At 36.7% G+C, this 21,215-nt stretch carries 20 protein-coding genes; 17 read left to right on the forward strand and 3 right to left on the reverse strand.

Annotated features, from left to right (window positions below):
* The first annotated feature begins 2 nt into the window (after positions 1 to 2).
* The 4 genes from AC6UDB_RS02340 to holA all read left to right on the forward strand — a co-directional run bounded on the left by AC6UDB_RS02340 (position 3) and on the right by holA (position 4,526).
* Positions 3 to 686 (forward strand): helix-hairpin-helix domain-containing protein, encoded by a 684-nt coding sequence (locus tag AC6UDB_RS02340; protein WP_500693899.1) that lies wholly within the window; start codon positions 3 to 5, stop codon positions 684 to 686.
* Positions 687 to 751: 65 nt separating this feature from the next.
* Positions 752 to 1,237: a ComE operon protein 2 gene (locus tag AC6UDB_RS02345; protein WP_500695550.1), complete on the forward strand. Its 486-nt coding sequence runs from the start codon at positions 752 to 754 to the stop codon at positions 1,235 to 1,237.
* Positions 1,238 to 1,455: 218 nt separating this feature from the next.
* Positions 1,456 to 3,495: a DNA internalization-related competence protein ComEC/Rec2 gene (locus tag AC6UDB_RS02350; RefSeq protein WP_500709064.1), complete on the forward strand. Its 2,040-nt coding sequence runs from the start codon at positions 1,456 to 1,458 to the stop codon at positions 3,493 to 3,495.
* The gene (gene holA / locus AC6UDB_RS02355; RefSeq protein ID WP_500709065.1) at positions 3,492 to 4,526 is read left to right on the forward strand and encodes a DNA polymerase III subunit delta; all 1,035 of its coding nucleotides are present in this window, start codon (positions 3,492 to 3,494) and stop codon (positions 4,524 to 4,526) included. Before AC6UDB_RS02350 ends, holA begins: the two co-directional genes overlap by 4 nt.
* A gap of 12 nt (positions 4,527 to 4,538) precedes the next feature.
* Here holA and rpsT read toward each other — a convergent pair whose 3' ends face one another.
* On the reverse strand, positions 4,539 to 4,802 hold the full coding sequence (gene rpsT / locus AC6UDB_RS02360) for a 30S ribosomal protein S20 (RefSeq protein ID WP_500695552.1): 264 nt from the start codon (positions 4,800 to 4,802) through the stop codon (positions 4,539 to 4,541).
* Between the two features lie 236 nt (positions 4,803 to 5,038).
* Between rpsT and rpsO the strand changes: the two genes are divergently transcribed.
* From rpsO to yihA, 7 genes are all read left to right on the forward strand, one after another.
* Entirely contained in the window at positions 5,039 to 5,308 is a 270-nt protein-coding gene (gene rpsO / locus AC6UDB_RS02365) for a 30S ribosomal protein S15 (protein ID WP_500693894.1), read from the forward strand.
* Between the two features lie 172 nt (positions 5,309 to 5,480).
* On the forward strand, positions 5,481 to 7,199 hold the full coding sequence (locus AC6UDB_RS02370; RefSeq protein WP_500693893.1) for a ribonuclease J: 1,719 nt from the start codon (positions 5,481 to 5,483) through the stop codon (positions 7,197 to 7,199).
* 52 nt (positions 7,200 to 7,251) lie between these two features.
* Positions 7,252 to 8,160, forward strand: coding sequence for a hypothetical protein (locus tag AC6UDB_RS02375; protein ID WP_500706389.1), 909 nt, complete (start codon positions 7,252 to 7,254; stop codon positions 8,158 to 8,160).
* Positions 8,161 to 8,338: 178 nt separating this feature from the next.
* Positions 8,339 to 9,526 carry an elongation factor Tu gene (gene tuf / locus AC6UDB_RS02380; RefSeq protein WP_500693891.1) on the forward strand — a complete coding sequence of 396 codons (1,188 nt, stop codon included), beginning with the start codon at positions 8,339 to 8,341 and terminating at the stop codon, positions 9,524 to 9,526.
* 167 nt (positions 9,527 to 9,693) lie between these two features.
* On the forward strand, positions 9,694 to 11,031 hold the full coding sequence (gene tig / locus AC6UDB_RS02385; protein ID WP_500706390.1) for a trigger factor: 1,338 nt from the start codon (positions 9,694 to 9,696) through the stop codon (positions 11,029 to 11,031).
* A gap of 143 nt (positions 11,032 to 11,174) precedes the next feature.
* Positions 11,175 to 12,461, forward strand: coding sequence for an ATP-dependent Clp protease ATP-binding subunit ClpX (gene clpX, locus AC6UDB_RS02390; protein WP_500695556.1), 1,287 nt, complete (start codon positions 11,175 to 11,177; stop codon positions 12,459 to 12,461).
* A gap of 16 nt (positions 12,462 to 12,477) precedes the next feature.
* Positions 12,478 to 13,062: a ribosome biogenesis GTP-binding protein YihA/YsxC gene (yihA, locus tag AC6UDB_RS02395; protein ID WP_500693888.1), complete on the forward strand. Its 585-nt coding sequence runs from the start codon at positions 12,478 to 12,480 to the stop codon at positions 13,060 to 13,062.
* 35 nt (positions 13,063 to 13,097) lie between these two features.
* Here yihA and AC6UDB_RS02400 read toward each other — a convergent pair whose 3' ends face one another.
* A complete protein-coding gene (locus AC6UDB_RS02400) occupies positions 13,098 to 13,265 on the reverse strand; it encodes an SPJ_0845 family protein (RefSeq protein WP_500695557.1) in 168 nt (55 codons plus the stop codon).
* A 119-nt stretch (positions 13,266 to 13,384) separates the two neighbouring features.
* Here AC6UDB_RS02400 and uvrC point away from each other — a divergent pair, with 119 nt between their 5' ends.
* Together uvrC and obgE are read left to right on the forward strand one after the other, a co-directional pair.
* Positions 13,385 to 15,193: an excinuclease ABC subunit UvrC gene (gene uvrC / locus AC6UDB_RS02405; RefSeq protein ID WP_500699418.1), complete on the forward strand. Its 1,809-nt coding sequence runs from the start codon at positions 13,385 to 13,387 to the stop codon at positions 15,191 to 15,193.
* An 18-nt stretch (positions 15,194 to 15,211) separates the two neighbouring features.
* Positions 15,212 to 16,516 (forward strand): GTPase ObgE, encoded by a 1,305-nt coding sequence (gene obgE, locus AC6UDB_RS02410; protein ID WP_500709066.1) that lies wholly within the window; start codon positions 15,212 to 15,214, stop codon positions 16,514 to 16,516.
* 33 nt (positions 16,517 to 16,549) lie between these two features.
* Here obgE and AC6UDB_RS02415 read toward each other — a convergent pair whose 3' ends face one another.
* Complete coding sequence (locus AC6UDB_RS02415) at positions 16,550 to 16,828, reverse strand: hypothetical protein (protein WP_500693884.1); 279 nt, start codon at positions 16,826 to 16,828, stop codon at positions 16,550 to 16,552.
* 106 nt (positions 16,829 to 16,934) lie between these two features.
* Between AC6UDB_RS02415 and rnz the strand changes: the two genes are divergently transcribed.
* The 4 genes from rnz to AC6UDB_RS02435 are packed head-to-tail and all read left to right on the forward strand — an operon-like array spanning position 16,935 to position 21,156.
* Complete coding sequence (gene rnz / locus AC6UDB_RS02420) at positions 16,935 to 17,882, forward strand: ribonuclease Z (protein WP_500709067.1); 948 nt, start codon at positions 16,935 to 16,937, stop codon at positions 17,880 to 17,882.
* Positions 17,879 to 18,277: a LapA family protein gene (locus AC6UDB_RS02425; RefSeq protein WP_500693882.1), complete on the forward strand. Its 399-nt coding sequence runs from the start codon at positions 17,879 to 17,881 to the stop codon at positions 18,275 to 18,277. Before rnz ends, AC6UDB_RS02425 begins: the two co-directional genes overlap by 4 nt.
* A gap of 18 nt (positions 18,278 to 18,295) precedes the next feature.
* On the forward strand, positions 18,296 to 20,611 hold the full coding sequence (gene recJ / locus AC6UDB_RS02430) for a single-stranded-DNA-specific exonuclease RecJ (RefSeq protein WP_500709068.1): 2,316 nt from the start codon (positions 18,296 to 18,298) through the stop codon (positions 20,609 to 20,611).
* Positions 20,612 to 20,634: 23 nt separating this feature from the next.
* Complete coding sequence (locus AC6UDB_RS02435; protein WP_500695562.1) at positions 20,635 to 21,156, forward strand: adenine phosphoribosyltransferase; 522 nt, start codon at positions 20,635 to 20,637, stop codon at positions 21,154 to 21,156.
* Positions 21,157 to 21,215: the final 59 nt, after the last annotated feature.

Here is a 21,215-nt window from a genome sequence, read left to right on the forward strand (position 1 = left end):
AGATGGATAAGTTATATGAATTTATTGAGGAATACAAGTACAGAATTATTGGAGGATTGATAATTATTGTGGTAGGACTGCTGGGATATTGTGTTTTTGCATCTCAAAATAGTAGCGGGCAAGCACCACGTACTAATTTGCAAACAACAGCCAAAGCAAATCGCAGAAAAAACGTTACTAAATCAACCGCAGAGAATTCGGCAGGCAATGGGAATGATGATCACCAACAAGTGTATGTTGATGTAAAGGGAGCAGTTAATAAACCAGGAGTTTATCAGGTTGGTAAAAACATGCGTGTTTCTGATGCAGTTGAATTAGCAGGTGGTTTTAATCGTTCAGCGGATGCTAAACACATTAATTTGGCGCAAAAATTGTCTGATCAACAGGTTGTTTATGTCCCAATTCGTGGAGAAATTAATGGATTACCAAAGACCAATCAAGTTGCTAGTGATTCATCAGGCAATTCGGCTGGAAGTGATAAAGGTTCTGATAGCGGAAAGGTTAATATTAATGAAGCAGATAAAGCTAAACTTCAACAGCTAAATGGGATTGGTGATAAGAAGGCTGATAAAATAATTGCTTATCGGAAACAAAGTGGCCCATTTAAAAAGCCTGAGGACTTGAAAAACGTTCCTGGATTTGGTGATAAGACCGTTGCAAATTTGAAAAGTTCGATTACTGTTTGAAGCAACTGTGATAGATAAATATTGGTATACTAGATTTAACTATTCTAGTGAAGGTGATGACAGTTATGAAAAAGAAAAGGATTCCGTGGGACCAATATTTCATGTTGCAAGCGATGTTAGTTGCGTCCAGAAGTACATGCAATCGACGATCTGTCGGTGCGGTATTGGTGCGAAATAAGCGAGTAATTGCTTGTGGATATAACGGTTCAGTATCAGGAGATGTCCATTGTATTGACGAAGGGTGTTATTTAGTAGATGGTCATTGTCAAAGAACAATCCACGCCGAGATGAATGCCATTCTACAATGTGCTAAGTTTGGTGAGTCAACTGATAATGCTGAGTTATACGTCACTGATGTGCCTTGTTTGCAGTGTACAAAGATGTTACTTCAGGCCGGGATCATTAAAATCAAGTATTTAAGAAATTATCATAACAGTGAGTATGCTAAAAAGTTATTGGACATGAAACATGTCTCTTTAGAAAAAGTTGATGTTAATCAAAATGATGTTAATAATCTACCGTTTGAATCATTCTTATCCGTCGATAAATAATTAAAAAGAATTTTTTGGTTTTTACATCCATTTTGTGGGTGCTTGGTGCATTCGCATTTTTTGGAAATCACGTAATTGGAATTGTTTTATTAATTTTATGGTTGATTCGTATCTTTCTTTTAAGAATTCCCCGTTTCTTTTCAAAAAGTGTCATCTCACTGCTAATTCCACTGATATTTTTTGGAATTTGGCAAAATCACATTAACCGACAAGTTAGGGTGATACCTAAGACAGAAACGACTTCGACTTGGATAGCTAAGGTCCATCCAGATGAATTACAGCTTCATGGAGATACGTATAGTGGAGTTGTAGAAATTCCCCGGCTAAAACAGCGGGTATTAATTTATGGGTTTGTAAAAAATAAGAGTGAAAAAGATGCTTTGCTTCATCTTAATCACACGAGCGAATTTATTATTGATGGCCAACTTAGTTTGATTGATTCACCACCCAATTTTGCTCAATTTGACTCCAAGAGTTTTAATCGCGCTAAGGGAATTGTGAGTGAAATTAAATGTGATCAAATTAAATACCGTCAGATTTGTAGCAATCAAGGTTTAGGTGATCGGGTTCACGACTTAAGGTTTCAAATGATTAAAACGTGTGATCAATTACCTAAACATCTACGGATGTACGTTTTGGGTATCATTTATGGAAGTCGGAGTAGTGATTTTAGAGAAGAACTGACCGGGGTCCAACGCTTGGGCCTCATCCACTTATTCACAATTTCGGGGATGCACGTTTATTATTTAATTGGTTTGATTACGTGGATTATGACGACTTTGCGATTGAGAAGGGAGCAGGTTAATTCATTCTTAATCATTTTTCTTCCATTTTACTTTGTAATTGCTGGTGCAGGAGCTAGTTTACTTCGGGCAATTATAATGGCCGAAGAACGCTTGGGTCTAGATAAAGTGTATCTTGACATATCTCCCTTAGATATCTGGTCCAGTGCGGTGATGATCAACTTGCTGATTAATCCATTGTTTATTTTTCAGTTTGGGTGTCAGCTTTCATATTTATTATCACTTGGGTTAATCCTGACGAAAAACTGTGGGTTTTTAAAACAAACTATCCTACTTAACTTAATTAGTTTACCGATTATTTTGTATCATATGTATGAATGGCATGCATTATCTTTGTTTGCCAATCTGTTATTTGTCCCTTTCTTTTCAACCTTTATATTTCCGATTGTGTTAATTGGATATTTGCTGTCATTTTTAAAATTTGATTTGATTGTTTCATTAATTGATACAACCTTAAAGACATTTGACCAGCTTTTAAATTTTCTTTCAAGGCTTCCAGGAAATTTGGTGATCGGAAAACTAAACGTATGGATCGTTTTATTAATGGTAATAATTTCTTTACTACTCATTGAAAAAGTAACTATGAAGCGAATGATTCTTTTAGTGTTATTTTTTAGCATTGGTTTTGTGATGATTCATTTTCCAATGAATGGAGAAGTTGATGCATTTGATGTTGGTCAAGGGGATAGTTTTCTTGTTAGAGAGCCATTTAATCGTTCGATTACGTTGATTGACACTGGCGGAAAGCCTAATTTCTTTGGCAAACAGAAGCGGGCCAAAATTTATCAAGCCAATGATACTTCAATCCAATATTTAAAAAGCATTGGGATTTCAAAACTTGATAATGTTTGTTTAAGTCATCAAGATGCTGATCATGTTGGTGATTTGCCGGCCTTCTTAAGTAAAATGAAGGTTGATCGGGTTTATGTTCCGTGGGGGATGACTAATAATCAAAGCTTTTTAAGGCGAATTAGACCGTATCAAGGACAGTTTCAGTTGCTTGATGCCAAGGATGGAAATCGAATTAAAAATTCCCCATTTCAAGTTGTTCATCCGATGAAAAGTGGGTCTGGTGAAAATCAAGATTCCATGGTACTTTTTGGTAAAATTGGCGGTTTGAAGTGGATTTTTATGGGTGATTTGAACCGAGAGGAAGAACTTAAGATTATCCAAAAATATCCTGATTTGCGAGTTGATGTGATCAAGCTAGGTCATCACGGAAGTAGGACTTCATCCGATCCTAGATTTATCAGGGCAATTAATCCTAAAGTTGCTCTGATATCTGCGGGTCGTCATAATCGTTATAATCATCCAAATCAGGAGACTATTGATACAATGAACCAACAACATGTTGCAATTATCAGTACCAAAAAGAATGGTATGATTAGATATAAATTCAAAAATAATAACAAAGTTGGAAAATTTGAAACAAAGTGGAAGGTGGCACGTCGTTGAGTGTCGTAGAACAAGTTAATCAGATTGATAGTGATCCTAAATCAATTTATTTAATCCTTGGAAATGATGATTATTGGATCGATATAATTCAAAAGAAACTAAAGTCTCTGATCCCAAATGATGAACGGACAATGAATTTTGCTACTTACGATATGGAAGAAACATCGCTTTCCGTTGCACTAAATGATGCGATGTCAATTCCTTTTTTTGGGAAAAAACGACTAGTCTTCATTAAGAATCCGTATTTTTTAACCGGTGAAAAAAATAAAAGCAAAACCGTTCATCATTCAGAAGAACTCATAAATTATTTGAAGAATGCTCCTGATGAAACAACTTTAGCTTTTTTTGCTCCATACCAAAAGTTAGATGCTAGAAAAAAGGTTAGTAAGGAGCTTTTAAAACGTGCGGAAGTAATCGACTTAAATCGGTTTTCTGAAAGGGAAATTAAGCACTTAGTGCAAAGTAAGATTAAGAACAGTGGATATTCGATCGATCGAAATGCACTTGAAGAACTTCTTTCTCGAACTTCGGGTAATTTGGCTAGTGTTATGAATGAATTAGATAAACTCTTTTTATACAAAATCAATGATAAAAAAATAACGCTTGATGCGGTCGATTCGTTAGTATCAAAATCGATGGATCAAAACGTTTTTGATTTAATTAATTATTTAATGAGTGGTAAAACAACGCAAGCAATCGAGTTTTATCATGATTTAATTTCTCAGAAGCATGAGCCAATTCAAATCAATGCAATTTTAGTTAGTCAGTTCAGATTATTACTGCAAGTTAAAATTTTAGATTATTTTGGCTATAGTCAGGGGAATTTAGCAAGTTCTTTACGGGTCCATCCGTATCGAGTAAAATTAGCAATCAGGAACAATCGCAAGTATCCTAGAGAATATCTACGAGATGCATATATTAGTTTGGTAGAAATTGAAGAGCAACTGAAAAGTACGAGTATTGATCCAGAATTGTTGTTTGAAATGTTTGCCGTTAAACTAAATCAGAGTATAAAAAAAGAATCCGATTAATCGGATTCTTTTTTAGTTGTCGTTTTTAGCAAGTTTATTTGCTAAATGAGACTTCTTACGATTAGCGTTATTAGCTTTGATAAGACCCTTAGATTTTGCATGGTCAATTGCTGCAACAGCACTGCGGTATACACTATCTAAATCATCGGCACCAGAAGCTTCAGCTTTTTCGAATTTTTTGATTGCACTTCTCATTTCGTTCTTTTGAGATGCGTTTTTCTTTCTAGCTTCTTCGTTAGTTCGCATACGTTCGATAGCAGATTTAATTACTGGCATTAAGTTCACCTCCACCTTGTGAAATAAATTCAATTATTCACATCTTTTGACGTTCCTAATTATACAAAATCCATTGATTAATTGCAATAGCACTAAAAACAAGACTAATTTTTTAATGATAACTTGAATAACGCTTTCTTTTAGGTTATATTAAATAAGTAACTTAATCTTAGTTTTGCGAGTCACTGACGTATTACTCAGATTGAGGGATTAGATTAGAAAGGTGGAATGTAATAATGGCTTTAACTAAAGAACAAAAGAACGATATTATTAAAAAGTTTGCTCAACACGATGGTGACACGGGCTCGACAGAAGTACAAATTGCTGTACTGACTGCTGATATTAATGAAATTAATGGACACATGAAGACCCACAAAAAGGATTTTCATTCACAACGTGGACTTATGAAGAAGATCGGTCACAGAAGAAATCTTCTTGCTTACTTACGTAACAATGATGTACAAAGTTATCGTAAATTAATCAAGGAATTAGGATTACGTCGTTAATCTTGATTTTAATAGGGCGGATTTTTTCCGCTCTTTTTTTATACATAAATAATTTAGTGCTTAATATAAATATGTTACACTGTTAACAGATATCATGAGCGCTTAGAGGCCAAGCTTCGCATAAAATAGTTAATTTTAATCGTAAGTAATTTTTTGAGAGGAACAAGTAATTATGAAAAAGAACATCAAAATCATTCCACTGGGTGGAGTGAGAGAAAATGGCAAGGATCTTTATGCTATTGAAATTAATGATAATAGTATTTTTATTTTGGATTGTGGACTAAAATACCCTCAAAACGAAATGTTAGGAATTGATTTTGTAATCCCAGATTTTTCGTATTTAAGGGATAACGCCGATAAAATTGTCGGGGTCTTTCTTACCCACGGTCACGCAGATGCAATTGGTGCACTTCCATATTTTTTAAGTGAATTTAACGTTCCCGTGTTTGGAACGGAGTTAACGATTGGTTTGGCAAAGTTGGCGGTTGCCGATAATAAGAAGACTAAGAAATTTAATGATTTTCACGTCATTAATAGTAAAAGCGAAATTGTATTTGAGGATGGCACGGTTAGTTTCTTTGATACCACTCATTCAATTCCTGACTCAGTTGGGATCGTGATTAGTACTGAACTCGGAAACATTGTTTATACTGGTGATTTTAAATTTGATCAGACTGCTGCTGACGGGTACAAAACGGATTATTCAGCTCTTACTGATATTGGTAAAGAACACGTGTTGGCACTTTTAAGTGACTCAAGAAATGCTGACAATCCGGAAGAGAGTACTGACGAGAAAGAGATCAGAGACTATCTCTATGAAACCTTTCACTATCAGAAAGGTCGTGTGATCGTTGCCTGTCTTGCTAATAATATTTTAAGAATTCAAGAAGTATTAAATGCTGCGTCTAAGTCAGGTAGGAGAGTTTATCTAACCAGCAAGGGTCTAGAAGAGGTTATTGATACTGCGTTGAAACTTGGCAAGTTAACGTTACCTTCTGACGATTTGTTTATTGAATCTGCAAAAGAGTTAGAGCAAATGAATCCGCATGAAGTTTTGATTCTACAAACCGGTAAGAACGGTGAACCAATGGAATCACTTCAAAGAATGGCCGATAACCGAGACAGAGACGTTGATATTCAGCCAGGTGACCTGGTCTTGATTGCTACCAGTCCATCCCGTGCAATGGACACTCCATGGGCTAAGACTCGCGATATGATCTATAAAGCTGGTGGAGAGGTCATGAGCATTGCTGATGAAAAGAATATTTCAGGGGATGCCAGCAAGCATGATCTTCAACTGCTCCTTAATTTAATTCATCCTGATTACTTAATTCCAATCCAAGGTGAGTATCGATTAATGGAAGCACAAAAAGAGCTAGCTGAGGAAGTTGGGATGAAACCATCACACGTTATTTTACCCGCTAAAGGTGATGTAATTGAGTTTGATGGTGAAAACATGTTTTTGTCAGAAGCTGTCCCAGCTTCTGACACCATGATTGATGGGATTGGTGTCGGAGACATTGGAAACATTGTATTACGAGATCGAAAAGTGTTATCGGAAGATGGTGTCTTCGTGGCAGTTGTTACTATCGACCGTAAGAAGAAAAAAATTATTTCAGAGCCCAAAATCATGGCTCGGGGATTTGTTTACGTTAATTCTGATAAATCCTTGCTTAAAGAAGCAGCTGATATTGTATCTGAAGCAGTCCAGAATAACCTTAATAACAAGGAGTTTGACTGGGGTCATTTAAAACAGGATGTTAGAGAAGACCTTGGACAATTTCTATACAAAAAGACTGGGAGAAGACCAGTGATTCTTCCAGTTATTATGGAAGTCAATCAACACCATAGAAGAAAAAAAGCTAACAATAAAAACGATCAAGAAGACTAAAGAAGTTGAGCCCCGGCTCAATTTTTTTGTTTTCTTATGTGAGGATAATAGATTGAATGATCATCAAAAGGCAAGATTAAAAAAAGCACAAACAGACTTTAGGCAAAAACATTATCAGAAAAGTTCACAGGAATTGTTGGCTTTGTATGATGAAGTTGACGATTACAATGTGATTGATTTGTTGGGACACTCGCTCTTTAATGAAAAAAAGTACGTTGAATCATATCGATTATTAGAAGATAACTTTAATTATTTTGTTGAAAATGACGTTAAATTATTAATAAATATTTACTTAAAAAACCGGAAGTTTATCCCATTACGAATAATTGTTGATTCAATTGATGTATTAGATAAGGATGATGTCAAAAGCAAAATCGAATCTTTAGAGAGAATCAATGACTCTGAGCAAGCTGAATCTAACCGGGCTAACTTGAAGCATTTTATGCACATGGGTGGACAAACGGGAATCAAGCAGCGCGACATAATGGAAAAGGCTGAAGAACTCCCGTATAAGCAATATTTGAAGGGTGCACAGTTTAACCTAGTAGATCCAGACGTCAATCCAGTATGGAGAAATCAGTTACTTAATAATTTAGCTAAGTTAAAGTATGATAAACCAGTTAAATATATTTGGATGGATGGAAAAACGTATACTTTAACACCATCACAGCTTGTTGATGAATTGGATTCTAGTGCGTATCAAGCAATGCAAAAGGAAATTAGGGAACGCTATGGACAAAATGATCCAATTCGTTATCAGCAAATTTCTAACGCGGCCGAATATGATGCTCAGATTTTGTATCCGTTTATTGATGATGTGATTAAGGAACCTGATGAATGGGTAACCGCTATTCATCGGCATATCATTAATCCGAATATGGTAGTGGATGATGAAAAAATGAAATCAATTGATCATTGGTTAGTGAAAATTGATAAAATCATGAATTTATTACTAAAGTAATTTAAGAAATTGTCTATATCTGGTTTACAAATAATTTGTCAGTGGATATAATATGAAAGTGAATTCCCAAAAAGGTGACAATTTTGCCTTTTAGGGGAAATGTAGTATAATTAATAATAAAGAGACGTTGGCGTTTTGCTGATGTTTATCTTACGAAAATGACAGGAGGGTTTCATAAATGGCAAAAGAACATTATGAAAGAACAAAGCCCCACGTTAATATTGGTACTATCGGCCATATTGACCACGGGAAGACTACTTTAACTGCAGCAATCACTAAAGTATTATCAGAAAAAGGCTTGGCTAAGGCTGAAGACTTTGCTGATATCGATGCTGCACCAGAAGAAAAGGAACGTGGTATTACTATTAATACTGCCCACGTTGAATACGAAACTGAAAAGCGTCATTATGCACATATTGACGCCCCAGGACATGCTGACTACGTTAAGAACATGATCACTGGTGCTGCCCAAATGGATGGTGCCATTCTTGTTGTTGCCGCAACTGATGGTCCTATGCCACAAACTCGTGAACACATTTTGCTTGCTAGACAAGTTGGTGTTGACCACATTGTTGTCTTCTTGAACAAGACTGACATGGTTGATGACGACGAGTTGATCGACTTAGTTGAAATGGAAATTCGTGAGTTGCTTTCAGAATATGGTTACAATGGTGACGATGTTCCGGTTGTTCGTGGTTCAGCTTTGAAAGCACTTCAAGGTGACAAAGAACAAGAAGAAAACATCATGAAATTAATGGATGTTGTTGATGAATACATCCCAACTCCAGAACGTGATGACGACAAGCCATTCTTAATGCCTGTTGAAGATGTATTTACCATCACTGGTCGTGGAACTGTTGCTTCTGGTCGTATTGACCGTGGTAGCATCAAAGTCGGCGACGAAGTTGAAATTGTTGGTTTAGTTCCTGACACATTGAAGACTACTGTTACTGGTCTTGAAATGTTCAGAAAGACTCTTGACAAGGGTGAAGCCGGTGACAACATCGGTGCATTACTTCGTGGTATTGATCGTGACCAAGTTGTTCGTGGACAAGTTCTTGCAGCACCTGGTTCAATTCAAACCCACAAGAAGTTCACTGGTCAAGTTTATATCTTAACCAAAGAAGAAGGTGGACGTCATACTCCATTCTTCTCAAACTATCGTCCTCAATTCTACTTCCACACCACTGATGTTACTGGTGTTATCGAATTAGACAAGGGAACTGAAATGGTAATGCCTGGAGACAACGTTACTTTCCACGTTGACTTAACTAAGCCAGTTGCCATTGAAAAGGGTACTAAGTTCACTATTCGTGAAGGTGGACATACCGTTGGTGCCGGTGTTGTTACCGAAATCGATGATTAATTAGTATTTTTATTTAGAGATTGAAGACATTGTCTTCAATCTCTTTTTTTATTGCTATGGCCGTTTTAGCGTCGCTGTTTACTTTTGAGGACGCTTAAGTTAGAATATTATTTGAATACTATTACTTGGAAAAATGTGTAAATATTTTTCATGTTGGAGGAAATGTTATGGCAGATTGGAAGAAAAAAGGTACCAATGATGGGGAATTAACCTTTGAAATTGGTCTTGATAAGATTAAAGAAGGATTAGATCGAGCTTTCAAAAAGAATAAGAAAAATATTAAAGTTCCTGGATTCCGTAAGGGCAAAGTTTCAAGACAAGTATTTAACCAAATGTATGGTGAAGAAGCTTTATACCAAGATGCTTTGAATTTGTTATTACCAGATGCTTACAGTGAAGCAATTAAAGACGCTGGCATTGAACCCGTTGGTCAACCGGACGTTAGTGTTGATTCAATTGAAAAAGGGAAGCCTTGGGTCTTAAAGGCTACTGTTAGCGTTAAACCTGACGTTAAACTTGGTCAATACAAAGGACTAAGCGTTCCAAAGGAAAGCACTCGAGTTTACAAGAAAGACGTTGATGCTAAGATTGATAAAATGCGTCAATCTCAAGCTGAACTTGTTCTAGTTGATCGTCCTGCCAAAAAAGGTGACACTGTTACCATTGATTTTGAGGGATTTGTTGATGGCAAGCCTTTTGAAGGTGGAAAAGCAAATAACTATTCTCTTGAACTTGGTTCAGGATCATTCATTCCAGGATTTGAAGATCAATTGATTGGAAAAAAGGCTGGCGATGATGTCGAAGTAAAAGTTACCTTCCCTAAGGATTATCAAGAAAAGTCACTAGCTGGCAAAGAAGCTACCTTTAAGGTTAAACTCCATGAAGTTAAAGAGAAACAACTTCCTAAGCTTGATGATGACTTTGCTAAAGATGTTGATGAAGATGTTGATACTCTTTCTGAATTGGAAGACAAAGTTAAAAAAGAACTTAAGGAACAAAAAGAATCAGCCGCTCATGATGCCAAGGAAAATACGGCTATTAGTGAAGCAGTAGATAATGCTACTGTTAAAGATATTCCAGAAGTTATGATTAATGATGACGTTCAACGTCAGATGGATCAGTACTTAGCTGGAATGCAGCAGCAGGGTATTAACGCTGAAATGTACTACAAACTCACTGGTACTAAGCCAGAGGACTTAAAGAAGCAATTTGCTGATGGTGCAGATCGTCGAGTTAAAACTAATTTGGTCTTAGAAGCAATTGTTAAAGCTGAAAAGATTGATCCTAGTGAAGAAGACATTCAAAAAGAAGTTAGCAACCTCGCTAAACAATACGGAATGGAAGAAACAGCCGTTCGTAATGCATTATCTGATGACATGTTAAAACATGATATTGGTATTCAAAAAGCCGTTGACATTGTGGTTGACAGTGCTAAAGAAGAACCAAAATCAACTACCAAGAAGGCTTCTGAAAAGAAGGATTCCAGTAAAGAAAATAAGAAATAATTTATACAAGATGGGATCCGCTTGTTAGAGCGGGTCTTTTTTTGTAGAGCAAATTATTTTAAAAGGTTCTATTAGTATGGTATAGTTTCAAATTGCAGGCAACGAGACGAATTAACAACGAATTAACAAAAAGGAGAGATACCATGTATGATGATTCAAATCAAAATGAGACCATTACTTGCTCCTTTTGTGGAAAGTCACAGGACCAAGTAAAAAAAATTGTTGCTGGACCCGGTGTATATATTTGTAATGAATGTATCGATTTGTGTGAACAGATCATGAGTGATGAATTAAACAAGACCAATGCTGAAGACATCAATGTGCTTACCCCAAGTGAAATTGTTAAAAAACTTGATGAGTATGTGATTGGTCAAGATGAAGCCAAAAAAACGCTAGCGGTGGCTGTCTTTAATCATTATATGAGAATTAAGGCTTTGAATGATTCTGAAGATAATGATGAAAGTGAAGATGGTAACCAAGAACGACATGCTTATGATGATGCTCAGATTCAGAAAAGTAATATTGCGATGATTGGACCAACTGGATCGGGGAAGACTTATCTGGCCCAAACACTTGCTAAAATTTTAAACGTTCCCTTTGCAATTGCTGACGCTACGACGTTGACTGAAGCTGGATATGTTGGAGAAGATGTTGAAAATATTCTTTTGAAACTCTTACAGAACGCTGACTATGACGTTGATCGGGCTGAAAAGGGAATCATTTATATTGACGAGATTGATAAAATTGCTAAAAAAGCCGAAAATGTTTCAATCACAAGAGATGTATCTGGTGAAGGTGTCCAACAAGCTCTGTTAAAGATTTTAGAGGGAACTACCGCTAATGTTCCACCAAAGGGTGGTAGAAAGAACCCGAGCCAAGAGTTTATTAAGATTAATACGAAGAATATTCTGTTTATTGTTGGTGGGGCTTTTGATGGAATTCAAGATATTGTTAGACGACGCTTAGGTGATAAGACAATTGGTTTTGGGGTTGATAATCATGAGACCCAAGACGTTGCTGATGAAGATATTATGCAAAAAGTAATTCCTGAAGACCTGATGAATTTTGGATTAATTCCAGAGTTTATCGGTCGTCTTCCAATTTTGACCGCTTTGAATAAGTTAAGTGAAAATGATCTGGTCAAAATTCTGACTCAACCTAAAAATGCGTTAGTAAAACAATACCAAAAGCTTTTATCACTCGAGGGTGTCCAACTTAAATTTGAAGACGCTGCACTTAAGGCCATGGCAAAAAAAGCCATTGCTAGAAATACGGGTGCTCGTGGTCTTCGTTCTATGATTGAAAGTGTGATGAGAGATATTATGTATTCACTTCCAAGTCGTGATGACGTTAAAGAAGTGATTGTTACCCCAGATTCAGTAAATAGTGGTAAAGAACCAAAGATGGTCTTAAAAAGCGAAACAAAGTAATTAAACGGAGATAATAATGGACGTAAATGATGTTGAACTTGTAATGAGTGCAGTTGATCCCAAACAGTATCCCACTACTGGATATCCAGAAATTGGCTTTTTGGGTCGATCTAACGTTGGCAAGTCTTCACTAACGAATGTGTTGATTAACCGGAAGGATTACGCTCATACGTCTGGCCAACCGGGAAAAACTCAAACTTTGAATTTTTATCGCGTTAACGATGAACTCTATTTTGTTGACGTTCCAGGATATGGCTATGCGAAGGTTTCTAAAACAGAACGGGAAAAATGGGCTCAAATGATTGAGACTTATCTAACGCAACGTGAACAGCTCCGGGGAGTGATCAATTTAATTGATGGTAGACACGCCCCGAGTGAGTACGATATTCAGATGCGTGATTGGTTAGAGTATTATGGAATTCCCGTGCTTTATGTAGCGACTAAGGTTGATAAAATTCCTAAAAGTAAGATCAAGAAACAAGAACAGACGTTGCGAAAAGGGCTGGAGCTTGAAGCAGATGAACCGCTGATAATGTTCTCTGCTAAAACCAAGGTCGGAGCAGATCAAATTTGGAACTGGATTGAGCAACAAATTAAGTAATAAAAAATCAGCTGTGAGAACAGCTGATTTTGTGTTTATTTGGTTTTGTCTTGATCTAATATTTTATTCTTTTTTGATTCGCGCTGGTCTTCTTTGTTTTTATGATTCAAAAACTTGGTACGGTTAGGATCTTTCGGATTCTCTTTAGCGAATTTACTGAACATGGCATCAAGATCTTCATTTCTTCTAATTTTTAGTCCCATATCGATCGCTCCTTTAAACTCATCATAGCAAAAAAATCATTTCATGTCAGTTTGTTATACAAACTGTAACTAATTCATTATAATTGTAACAGTAGTATTTATCGGAAAGGAGGGAGTTTATGGCATCTGATTTAATTGAACGAAAGTTAACGTTACTTCCGGATCAACCCGGTTGTTACATTATGAAAGATAAAGATGGCAAAATTATTTATATTGGTAAGGCAAAAAACCTAAAGAATCGAGTTCGCTCTTATTTCAAGAGTACTCAGTATGGGAGACGAGCCAAATTAGTGCGAAACATTGCTGATTTTGAGACAATCATTACTTCAAATGACAAAGAAGCATTTTTACTTGAAATCACTTTGATTCAGAAGCATCGGCCTTATTATAACGTTCGTTTAAAGCAAGGACACAGTGGGTATCCTTACATTAAAATTACTAATGAACGTGATCCCCGAATGTTGATTACTAATACCGTTAAAAATGATGGTGGATATTATTTTGGACCATATCCAAACGTCTATGCTGCAGATGAAACCTTGAATTTCTTACAAAAGATGTATCCACTCAGACGTTGTAATGGGTATCAAAAACGAGCTTGTTTGTACTACCACATGGGACAGTGCTTGGGGGCTTGCTTTAAGAAAGTACCTAAGTCAGAGTACGATGCTCAAATCAAGAAAATCAAGTCATTTTTAAACGGTAGTGTGGGACCTGCTAGACAACTACTGACTAAACGAATGAATACGGCATCAAATAACATGGAGTATGAGCGGGCAGCTGAATTGCGCGATCAACTGCATTACATTGATGCGACCGTTGAGAAACAAAAAATCATTTCACATGATAATACCCCACGAGATGTGTTTAATTTTTATGCTGATAAGGGATGGCTTTCTGTACAAGTTTTCTTTATTCGGCAGGCACGTTTAATGAAACGTGAGAAAAAATTGTTTCCGATTATCAGTACCGCCAATGAAGAGATGACTAGCTATATCGTTCAATTTTATAACGATTCTGATCGGATTCCACCCAAAGAAATTTTGGTACCTAACTCAATCGACCATGATGTTCTTTCGAAGATGATCGGAGTGCCAGTTAGAACCCCTCAACGTGGCCAAAAGAAAGCCCTTTTGGACATGGCAGAGCATAATGCGCGATTGGTTTTAAACGAACAGTTTAAGTTAATGGAAATGGATCGCAAAAAGACTACCGGAGCAATGGATGAGTTGGGTGATGCTTTAGGAATTGGTCATCTCGGACGAATCGAAGCTTTTGATCATTCTCATATTTCAGGTGCTGATTTGGTTTCTGCTATGGTAGTATTTGAAGATGGGAAACCGAATAAAAAGAAGTACCGAAAATATAAGTTAAGAACCGTTGATCATGCCGATGAAGCAGCCAGCACGCGCGAAGTGATTAGAAGGCGCTACACACGTTTATTAAAGGAGCACGCTGAAATGCCAGATTTAATCCTAATGGACGGAGGCGAGATTCAGATGAATGCCGTTACTGATGTTTTGGAAAATGAACTTAATCTGCACATTCCAGTAGCTGGAATGGTGAAAAATGAGAAACATAAGACGGCTGATTTGCTTTACGGAAGTAATGATCATCACGTTAATTTAAATCCGAAAAGCCAGGCCTTTTATCTAGTTCAAAGGGTTCAAGACGAAGTGCATCGCTTTGCAATTAACTATCATCATCAACTCCATAATAAGAATTCGATGACTTCTAGATTAGATAGTATTAGAGGAGTGGGACCCAAAACTAGAAATAAACTTTTGCGAAAATTCGGTTCCACCAAAAACATTGCAGATGCTAGTGTCGAAGACATTCAAGCAGTCGGTATTTCAAAGAAAGTTGCTCAGACGGTAAAATTGACCTTTGAGAACGTTGCACCAGTGGCCAAGATGATGAAAAACTAATATGAAAATGGAGAAATTATGTTTGTAGATCAAGTAAAATTTAAAGTTAAGGCTGGTAAAGGTGGAGACGGAATGGTCGGATTTCGTCGGGAAAAATATGTACCAAATGGTGGACCTTCTGGTGGTGATGGTGGCCATGGTGGTAACGTTGTTTTCAAAGTTGATACTGGAATGTCAACTTTAATGGATTTTAAGTATAAAAAACAATTTAAAGCCAAAAATGGTGGGAATGGTGCTAACAAAAAGATGACGGGTGCAAGTGCACCGGATTTGGTAGTACATGTCCCCGATGGCACCACGATTTATAACTCAGAGACCGGCAAGCCAATTGCGGATTTGACTAAAGCAAACGATGAAGTTGTAGTTGTAAAGGGTGGTCGTGGAGGAAGAGGAAACGTTCATTTTGCCACCCCTAAAAATTCTGCGCCAGAAATTGCTGAAAATGGGGAACCAGGTCAAGAAATGGAGATCGAACTTCAGTTAAGGTTATTAGCTGATGTTGGTTTAGTCGGTTTTCCATCGGCTGGTAAATCCACGTTATTAAGTGCAATTACTTCATCAAAACCAAAAGTAGCTCAATACCACTTTACGACCATTGTTCCTAATCTGGGGATTGTACGAAATCATGATGGAAGTGACTTTGTGATTGCTGATTTGCCTGGACTGATTGAGGGAGCTTCCAAGGGTGTGGGATTAGGTTTTGAATTTTTAAGACACATTCAAAGAACTCGAGTTATCCTTCATGTTGTTGATATGAGTGGAGTTGAGGGACGTGATCCGTATGATGACTATGAAAAAATCAATCATGAACTGGCTAATTTTGATAAAAGTCTTTTGAAACGTCCCCAAATCATCATTGCTTCTAAAATGGATATGCCGGATTCGGCTGAAAATCTTAAGTTGTTTAAACGTGAATTAGCTGAACATAATGACCACGTTAATGGCAAAATTATTCCCATTTCTTCCATTACTCATTCAGGGCTTAATGATCTCATTCGAGAAACGAGTAGTGAACTTGATAAGGCACCAAAGTTTCCAATTGTGGGTGCTAACGAGCTTAATGATTCTAAGGAAGTCATTTACCGTCCCGATGAGGATGAAAAGCCGTTTACTTTGACAAAAGATGAAGATGGAACTTGGGTTCTGTCTGGACATCAGATTGAACGAGTAATTCAAATGGCCAATACTGAACATGAACAAGGTGTGTTAAGATTAGCTCGAAAATTACGTGGAATGGGTGTTGATCAAGCACTACGGGATGCCGGCGCTAAGAATGGCGATCTGGTATCAATTTCGGACTTTACCTTTTCATATGTTGAATAATATAAAAGACGGTACTTGTGGTATCGTCTTTTATTATCCAAAAATAAGCTCATCATTTTTTAAACGATAACCGAATAGTTTTGGAGTTTCAATTGTTTTACAAAAAAGTGATAGATGATCATCAAGTTCTCTTGTCCGGGTATTAAATTGATTCAAGGTTAGTGACCGTTTGTTTTTGCTTGGTACTAATAAAATTTTATTTTGCGAAAATTCAATGTCAAAAACTGGTAAAATAACCTTATTAATTTCAACGTATATTTTATATGAATTATTTAAATCTTCAGATGAGACGTAAAATTCGTTTAATCTCAAAGTTATCACCTAGATTCAGCTTATTATTGCTAATGTGGTATGCTACAATTGTATAGTAATTCTTCACGAGTGTAAAAATTTGAGTGTCAAAAAGGAACGATAGGATATGCAATTAGAGTTTTTTGGAACTGGTGCGGGAGTTCCTGGTAAGTTTCGAAACGTTTCTAGTGTCGCTTTAAGATTGTTGGATGAGATTAATTCCGTGTGGTTGTTTGATGCGGGGGAAGGTACTCAACAACAAATCTTGCGATCAACGTTAAAACCGCGAAAAATTAATAAGATTTTTATTACCCACCTTCATGGTGATCATATCTATGGTCTTCCGGGATTATTATCAAGTCGTTCGTTTCAAGGCGGAGATGATCCGGTTACCATTTATGGCCCCTTTGGAATCAAAAATTACGTTCAGACTAGTTTGCAAGTGACGCAGACTAAGTTAGGGTATAAAATAAAATACGTAGAGCTGGACCAGCCTGGTAAGATTTTTGACGGTAAAAAGTTTACAGTTTATGCGGAAAAGCTTGATCATCAAGTTCAAAGTTGGGGTTTTCGAATTGTTGAACATGATCATCCGGGTGAACTGCTTGTTGATAAATTGCAGGAGGATAATATTCCGTCTGGTCCGCTGTACGGAAAGCTTAAGGAAGGTAAGACGGTTAAACTTAGTGACGGGAGAGTCATTAATGGCAAGGACTACATTGGTAATTCCCAAAAGGGGAGAATTGTTACCATTTTAGGGGATACGAGAAAAGTTGATACCATCAATAATTTAGCGCAAAATGCTGACATTTTAGTTCATGAAAGTACGTTTGGAAAGGGCGAAGCAAAATTAGCTCACAATTACTATCATTCTACGAACATTCAGGCTGCTAATACCGCCAGGGATGCCAACGTAAAACGATTGCTATTAACGCACATTTCTGCAAGGTATACTGCTAAAATGGCTCATGAGTTACAGAGGCAGGCTCAACAAGTTTTTCCAAATACCAAGGTAGTTAAAGATTTTGATTTTATTGATATTCCCTTTAATAAGGGAGAGGAGAATGCCCAATGAAAAAGCAAGTTTCAATGATTTTAAGCATGGTCTTGATTGTGATTGTCGCTATTTTTGTTTTGTTAAATATGGGAAGTGCGGAGATTAATTTTGGTTTTACGACGGTTAAAATGCCGTTAATCTTAGTCTTATTATTGACATTACTAATTGGGGCTTTAATCATGTTCTTATTGTCAATGATCAGTTCATTTAAAAATGGTTCCAAACGGAAAAAAGAAAATCGTGATTCACAGAAAACCATTGATGGATTAAAGGGACAAATTAATGATTTAAATAAACAAATTGATTCTCTAAAGATGCAGTTAAAGAATTCAATTAGTAAACAAAAGGTTAATCAAGATAATCGAAACGTTGAAGATGTAATTAATAAACAGCAAAAGGACAACGAAAAATAGTGAAAAGAGGATCCATATTTGCTTTCTTCAAAGTATAATTGGGAACTAAAACAAAATAATCTTAACCAAGATGCTGTTAATCAACTAGCTAATGATTTGGGACTTGAACCGTTAGTTGTTAGCTTACTGTTTGAACGTGGTTATGATAATGTCGATAAGATTCAACATTACTTAAACCCGGATACTAGTGACTTAAACGATCCCTTTTTAATGCATGATATGCAAAAAGCGGTTGATCGGATTGAGTTGGCAGTTGAAAACGGTGAACAAATTACTGTTTATGGGGATTATGATGCTGACGGGCTTACTAGTACCGCCATTTTATATGAAACGTTAGTTGAGATGGGAGCGGAAGTTCGTTATTATATTCCTAATCGGTTTAAAGATGGATACGGTCCAAATGTGAAGGCCTTTCAAAAAATTATTGATAGTGGAACTTCGTTAATTGTTACTGTTGATAATGGAGTTGCTGGCTTTGATGCAATTGAGGAAGCTAATAAATTGAGTTGTGATGTGATTATTACCGATCATCACGAATTACCAGAAAAGTTGCCAAACGCCTATGCAATCGTTCACGCTCAGTTGGGCGATCCTAAATATCCGTTTCAGTATCTTTCTGGAGCTGGAGTAGCTTTTAAGTTGGCGACGGCATTAATGGATGAAATTCCTCAAGATAAACTAGATTTAGCCGCAATCGGGACGGTTGCTGACTTAGTATCATTAACTGGAGAGAATCGGGCACTCGTTCAGTTTGGATTAAATGTCATTCACTTGACGGTGCGACCTGGATTAAAAGCCCTTATTAAACGATCTGGAATTGATTTGGAAAAAGTTGATGAACAAGACATTGGGTTTAACATTGCTCCTAGATTAAATGCACTTGGACGGATGGGTGACGCCAATATGGGCGTTGATCTGCTTACTACGGTTGACGACGAGCAAGCTAATGAACTAGCTAAGAAGACTGAGCAAAAAAATGATCAGAGGAAGTTACTGGTTAGTTCAATTACGGACGAGGCAATCGCTCAAGCTGATTCACCTGAGAATAAGAAGAGAGAAACCCTTTTAATTGTGGGAAAGGATTGGCATACTGGAGTTTTAGGTATTGCAGCTAGTCGAGTTAAAGATAAATTTCATAAGCCGACGGTTGTTGTCAGTGTTGATGACCAAAATAAGATCGCCAAGGGATCCGGAAGAAGTGTCAAAGGATTTGATCTTTTTAAAGCCTTAGATAGTGAACGTGATCTGATGGATGCATTTGGTGGACATGCGATGGCAGTTGGATTAACGGTTCCAGCTGATAATTTAAAAACACTAGCTGAGCGGTTTGAACGGTCAGCAGCAAAACAGCAGGTTGATTTATCACAAAAGCCAACTTTAAAAATTGATTTTAAAGTTACTCCAGATGAAATTGATCAAAAGTTATTTCAACAAATTCAAACTTTGAGTCCATTTGGGACTGATAATGAATGCCCCCGATTTGACGTTGATCCGATTGCTTTAACTAATATTCAGGCAATTGGGAAAGCCCATGATCACCTTAAATTTCAAGCTGTTGGCAATCATTCACGGATTTCTGCAATTGACTTTGGGATGGGTGATGTTGCTACTGAAGTTTCTAAATTGTCAGCTAATATTAACGTAGCAGCGACCTTGAATGAAAATGAGTGGAAGGGTCGTACTAATCTTCAGTTGATGGTTGATGATCTTAAAGTTGACGGAACCGTTGTTATTGACAAACGGACCACTACCTTAACTAAGTCAATGTTTGTAAATGCGGGAACGTATATTTTCTTTCATCGTAACTTGTATCAACAATTAAAATCATATGTTGGTAAGAAGTCTAAAGCTATGCTTGCTTCGGATGTTAAAAAAGATATTACGAATGGGGTAGTTTATCTTGTTGATTGTCCTGAAACACTTGGTGAATTAAAAGGCGTTGTTAATCATTTCCAAAATCCTGAAATTATATTGTATTTATATAAAAAGAATCATATTTTAAATTTAGGGATGCCAGAACGTTCACAGTATGCTAAACTATTTAAGTTCGTTGAAACTAATAAAAATGTGCAAATTTCAAAGAATGTTGGTGAGGTTGCAAACCATTTGCAGGTTCCAACCAATATTCTGGTTTTCATGTTGCAGGTATTTAATGAACTGGGATTTATCACCATTCGGGATGGAATTTTGAATGGTATCAGTAATCCGAACAAGCAAAGCTTGTCAACTTCTCCCACATACCAATTGCGAGAAGAGCAATTAAAAGTAGAAGATGCTCTTTTTAACGTTTCCCCAAGTGATTTGGTGAAAATAATCAATAAGATTGGGAACTGATAATAAGAAAGGAAGTATTTTTTATGGTCCTTAATTTAAAGGATTATGTAGCAAGTTATCCTAATTTTCCAGAGCCAGGTGTAACTTTTCGAGATATTTCTCCATTACTAGAAAGTGGCGAAGCATATCGTCAAGCTACTGACGAAATTGTTAACTATGCCAAGGGTAAGAACATTGATATGATTGTTGGTCCCGAAGCGCGTGGCTTTATTGTTGGATGTCCCGTTGCATATGAACTTGGAATTGGATTTGCTCCTGCAAGAAAAAAAGGGAAGTTACCTGGTAAAACTGTCAAAGCTACATATGGCTTGGAATACGGTCAGTCATCGCTTTATTTGCATGATGATGCGATTAAACCAGGTCAGAGAGTTCTTGTGACTGATGATTTGCTAGCTACAGGTGGTACCATTGAAGCTACCATTGAGTTAGTCAAAGATCTTGGTGGAGTAGTAGTTGGAACGGCTTTTATTGTCGAATTAATGGACTTAAAGGGTCGCGATAAGATTAAAGACTATGATATTCTCAGTCTGATTAAATATGATTAAGTTTTAAATTAAAAACACTTCTCAAGTTGATTATCGGTTCTTTTATGATTATACTTAAG

The organism is Fructilactobacillus sp. X3R2C1 (assembly GCF_059901235.1).

Bases quoted from the DNA above. Each gene is read 5' to 3' on its own strand.
- AC6UDB_RS02425 (WP_500693882.1), top strand. From the start codon at position 17,879: ATGAAAAAGCAAGTTTCAATGATTTTAAGCATGGTCTTGATTGTGATT.
- uvrC (WP_500699418.1), top strand. From the start codon at position 13,385: ATGGCATCTGATTTAATTGAACGAAAGTTAACGTTACTTCCGGATCAA.
- yihA (WP_500693888.1), top strand. From the start codon at position 12,478: ATGGACGTAAATGATGTTGAACTTGTAATGAGTGCAGTTGATCCCAAA.
- clpX (WP_500695556.1), top strand. From the start codon at position 11,175: ATGTATGATGATTCAAATCAAAATGAGACCATTACTTGCTCCTTTTGT.
- AC6UDB_RS02340 (WP_500693899.1), top strand. From the start codon at position 3: ATGGATAAGTTATATGAATTTATTGAGGAATACAAGTACAGAATTATT.
- rpsO (WP_500693894.1), top strand. From the start codon at position 5,039: ATGGCTTTAACTAAAGAACAAAAGAACGATATTATTAAAAAGTTTGCT.
- rnz (WP_500709067.1), top strand. From the start codon at position 16,935: ATGCAATTAGAGTTTTTTGGAACTGGTGCGGGAGTTCCTGGTAAGTTT.
- tuf (WP_500693891.1), top strand. From the start codon at position 8,339: ATGGCAAAAGAACATTATGAAAGAACAAAGCCCCACGTTAATATTGGT.
- AC6UDB_RS02435 (WP_500695562.1), top strand. From the start codon at position 20,635: ATGGTCCTTAATTTAAAGGATTATGTAGCAAGTTATCCTAATTTTCCA.
- tig (WP_500706390.1), top strand. From the start codon at position 9,694: ATGGCAGATTGGAAGAAAAAAGGTACCAATGATGGGGAATTAACCTTT.
- AC6UDB_RS02345 (WP_500695550.1), top strand. From the start codon at position 752: ATGAAAAAGAAAAGGATTCCGTGGGACCAATATTTCATGTTGCAAGCG.
- AC6UDB_RS02400 (WP_500695557.1), bottom strand. From the start codon at position 13,265: ATGGGACTAAAAATTAGAAGAAATGAAGATCTTGATGCCATGTTCAGT.
- rpsT (WP_500695552.1), bottom strand. From the start codon at position 4,802: ATGCCAGTAATTAAATCTGCTATCGAACGTATGCGAACTAACGAAGAA.
- AC6UDB_RS02370 (WP_500693893.1), top strand. From the start codon at position 5,481: ATGAAAAAGAACATCAAAATCATTCCACTGGGTGGAGTGAGAGAAAAT.
- obgE (WP_500709066.1), top strand. From the start codon at position 15,212: ATGTTTGTAGATCAAGTAAAATTTAAAGTTAAGGCTGGTAAAGGTGGA.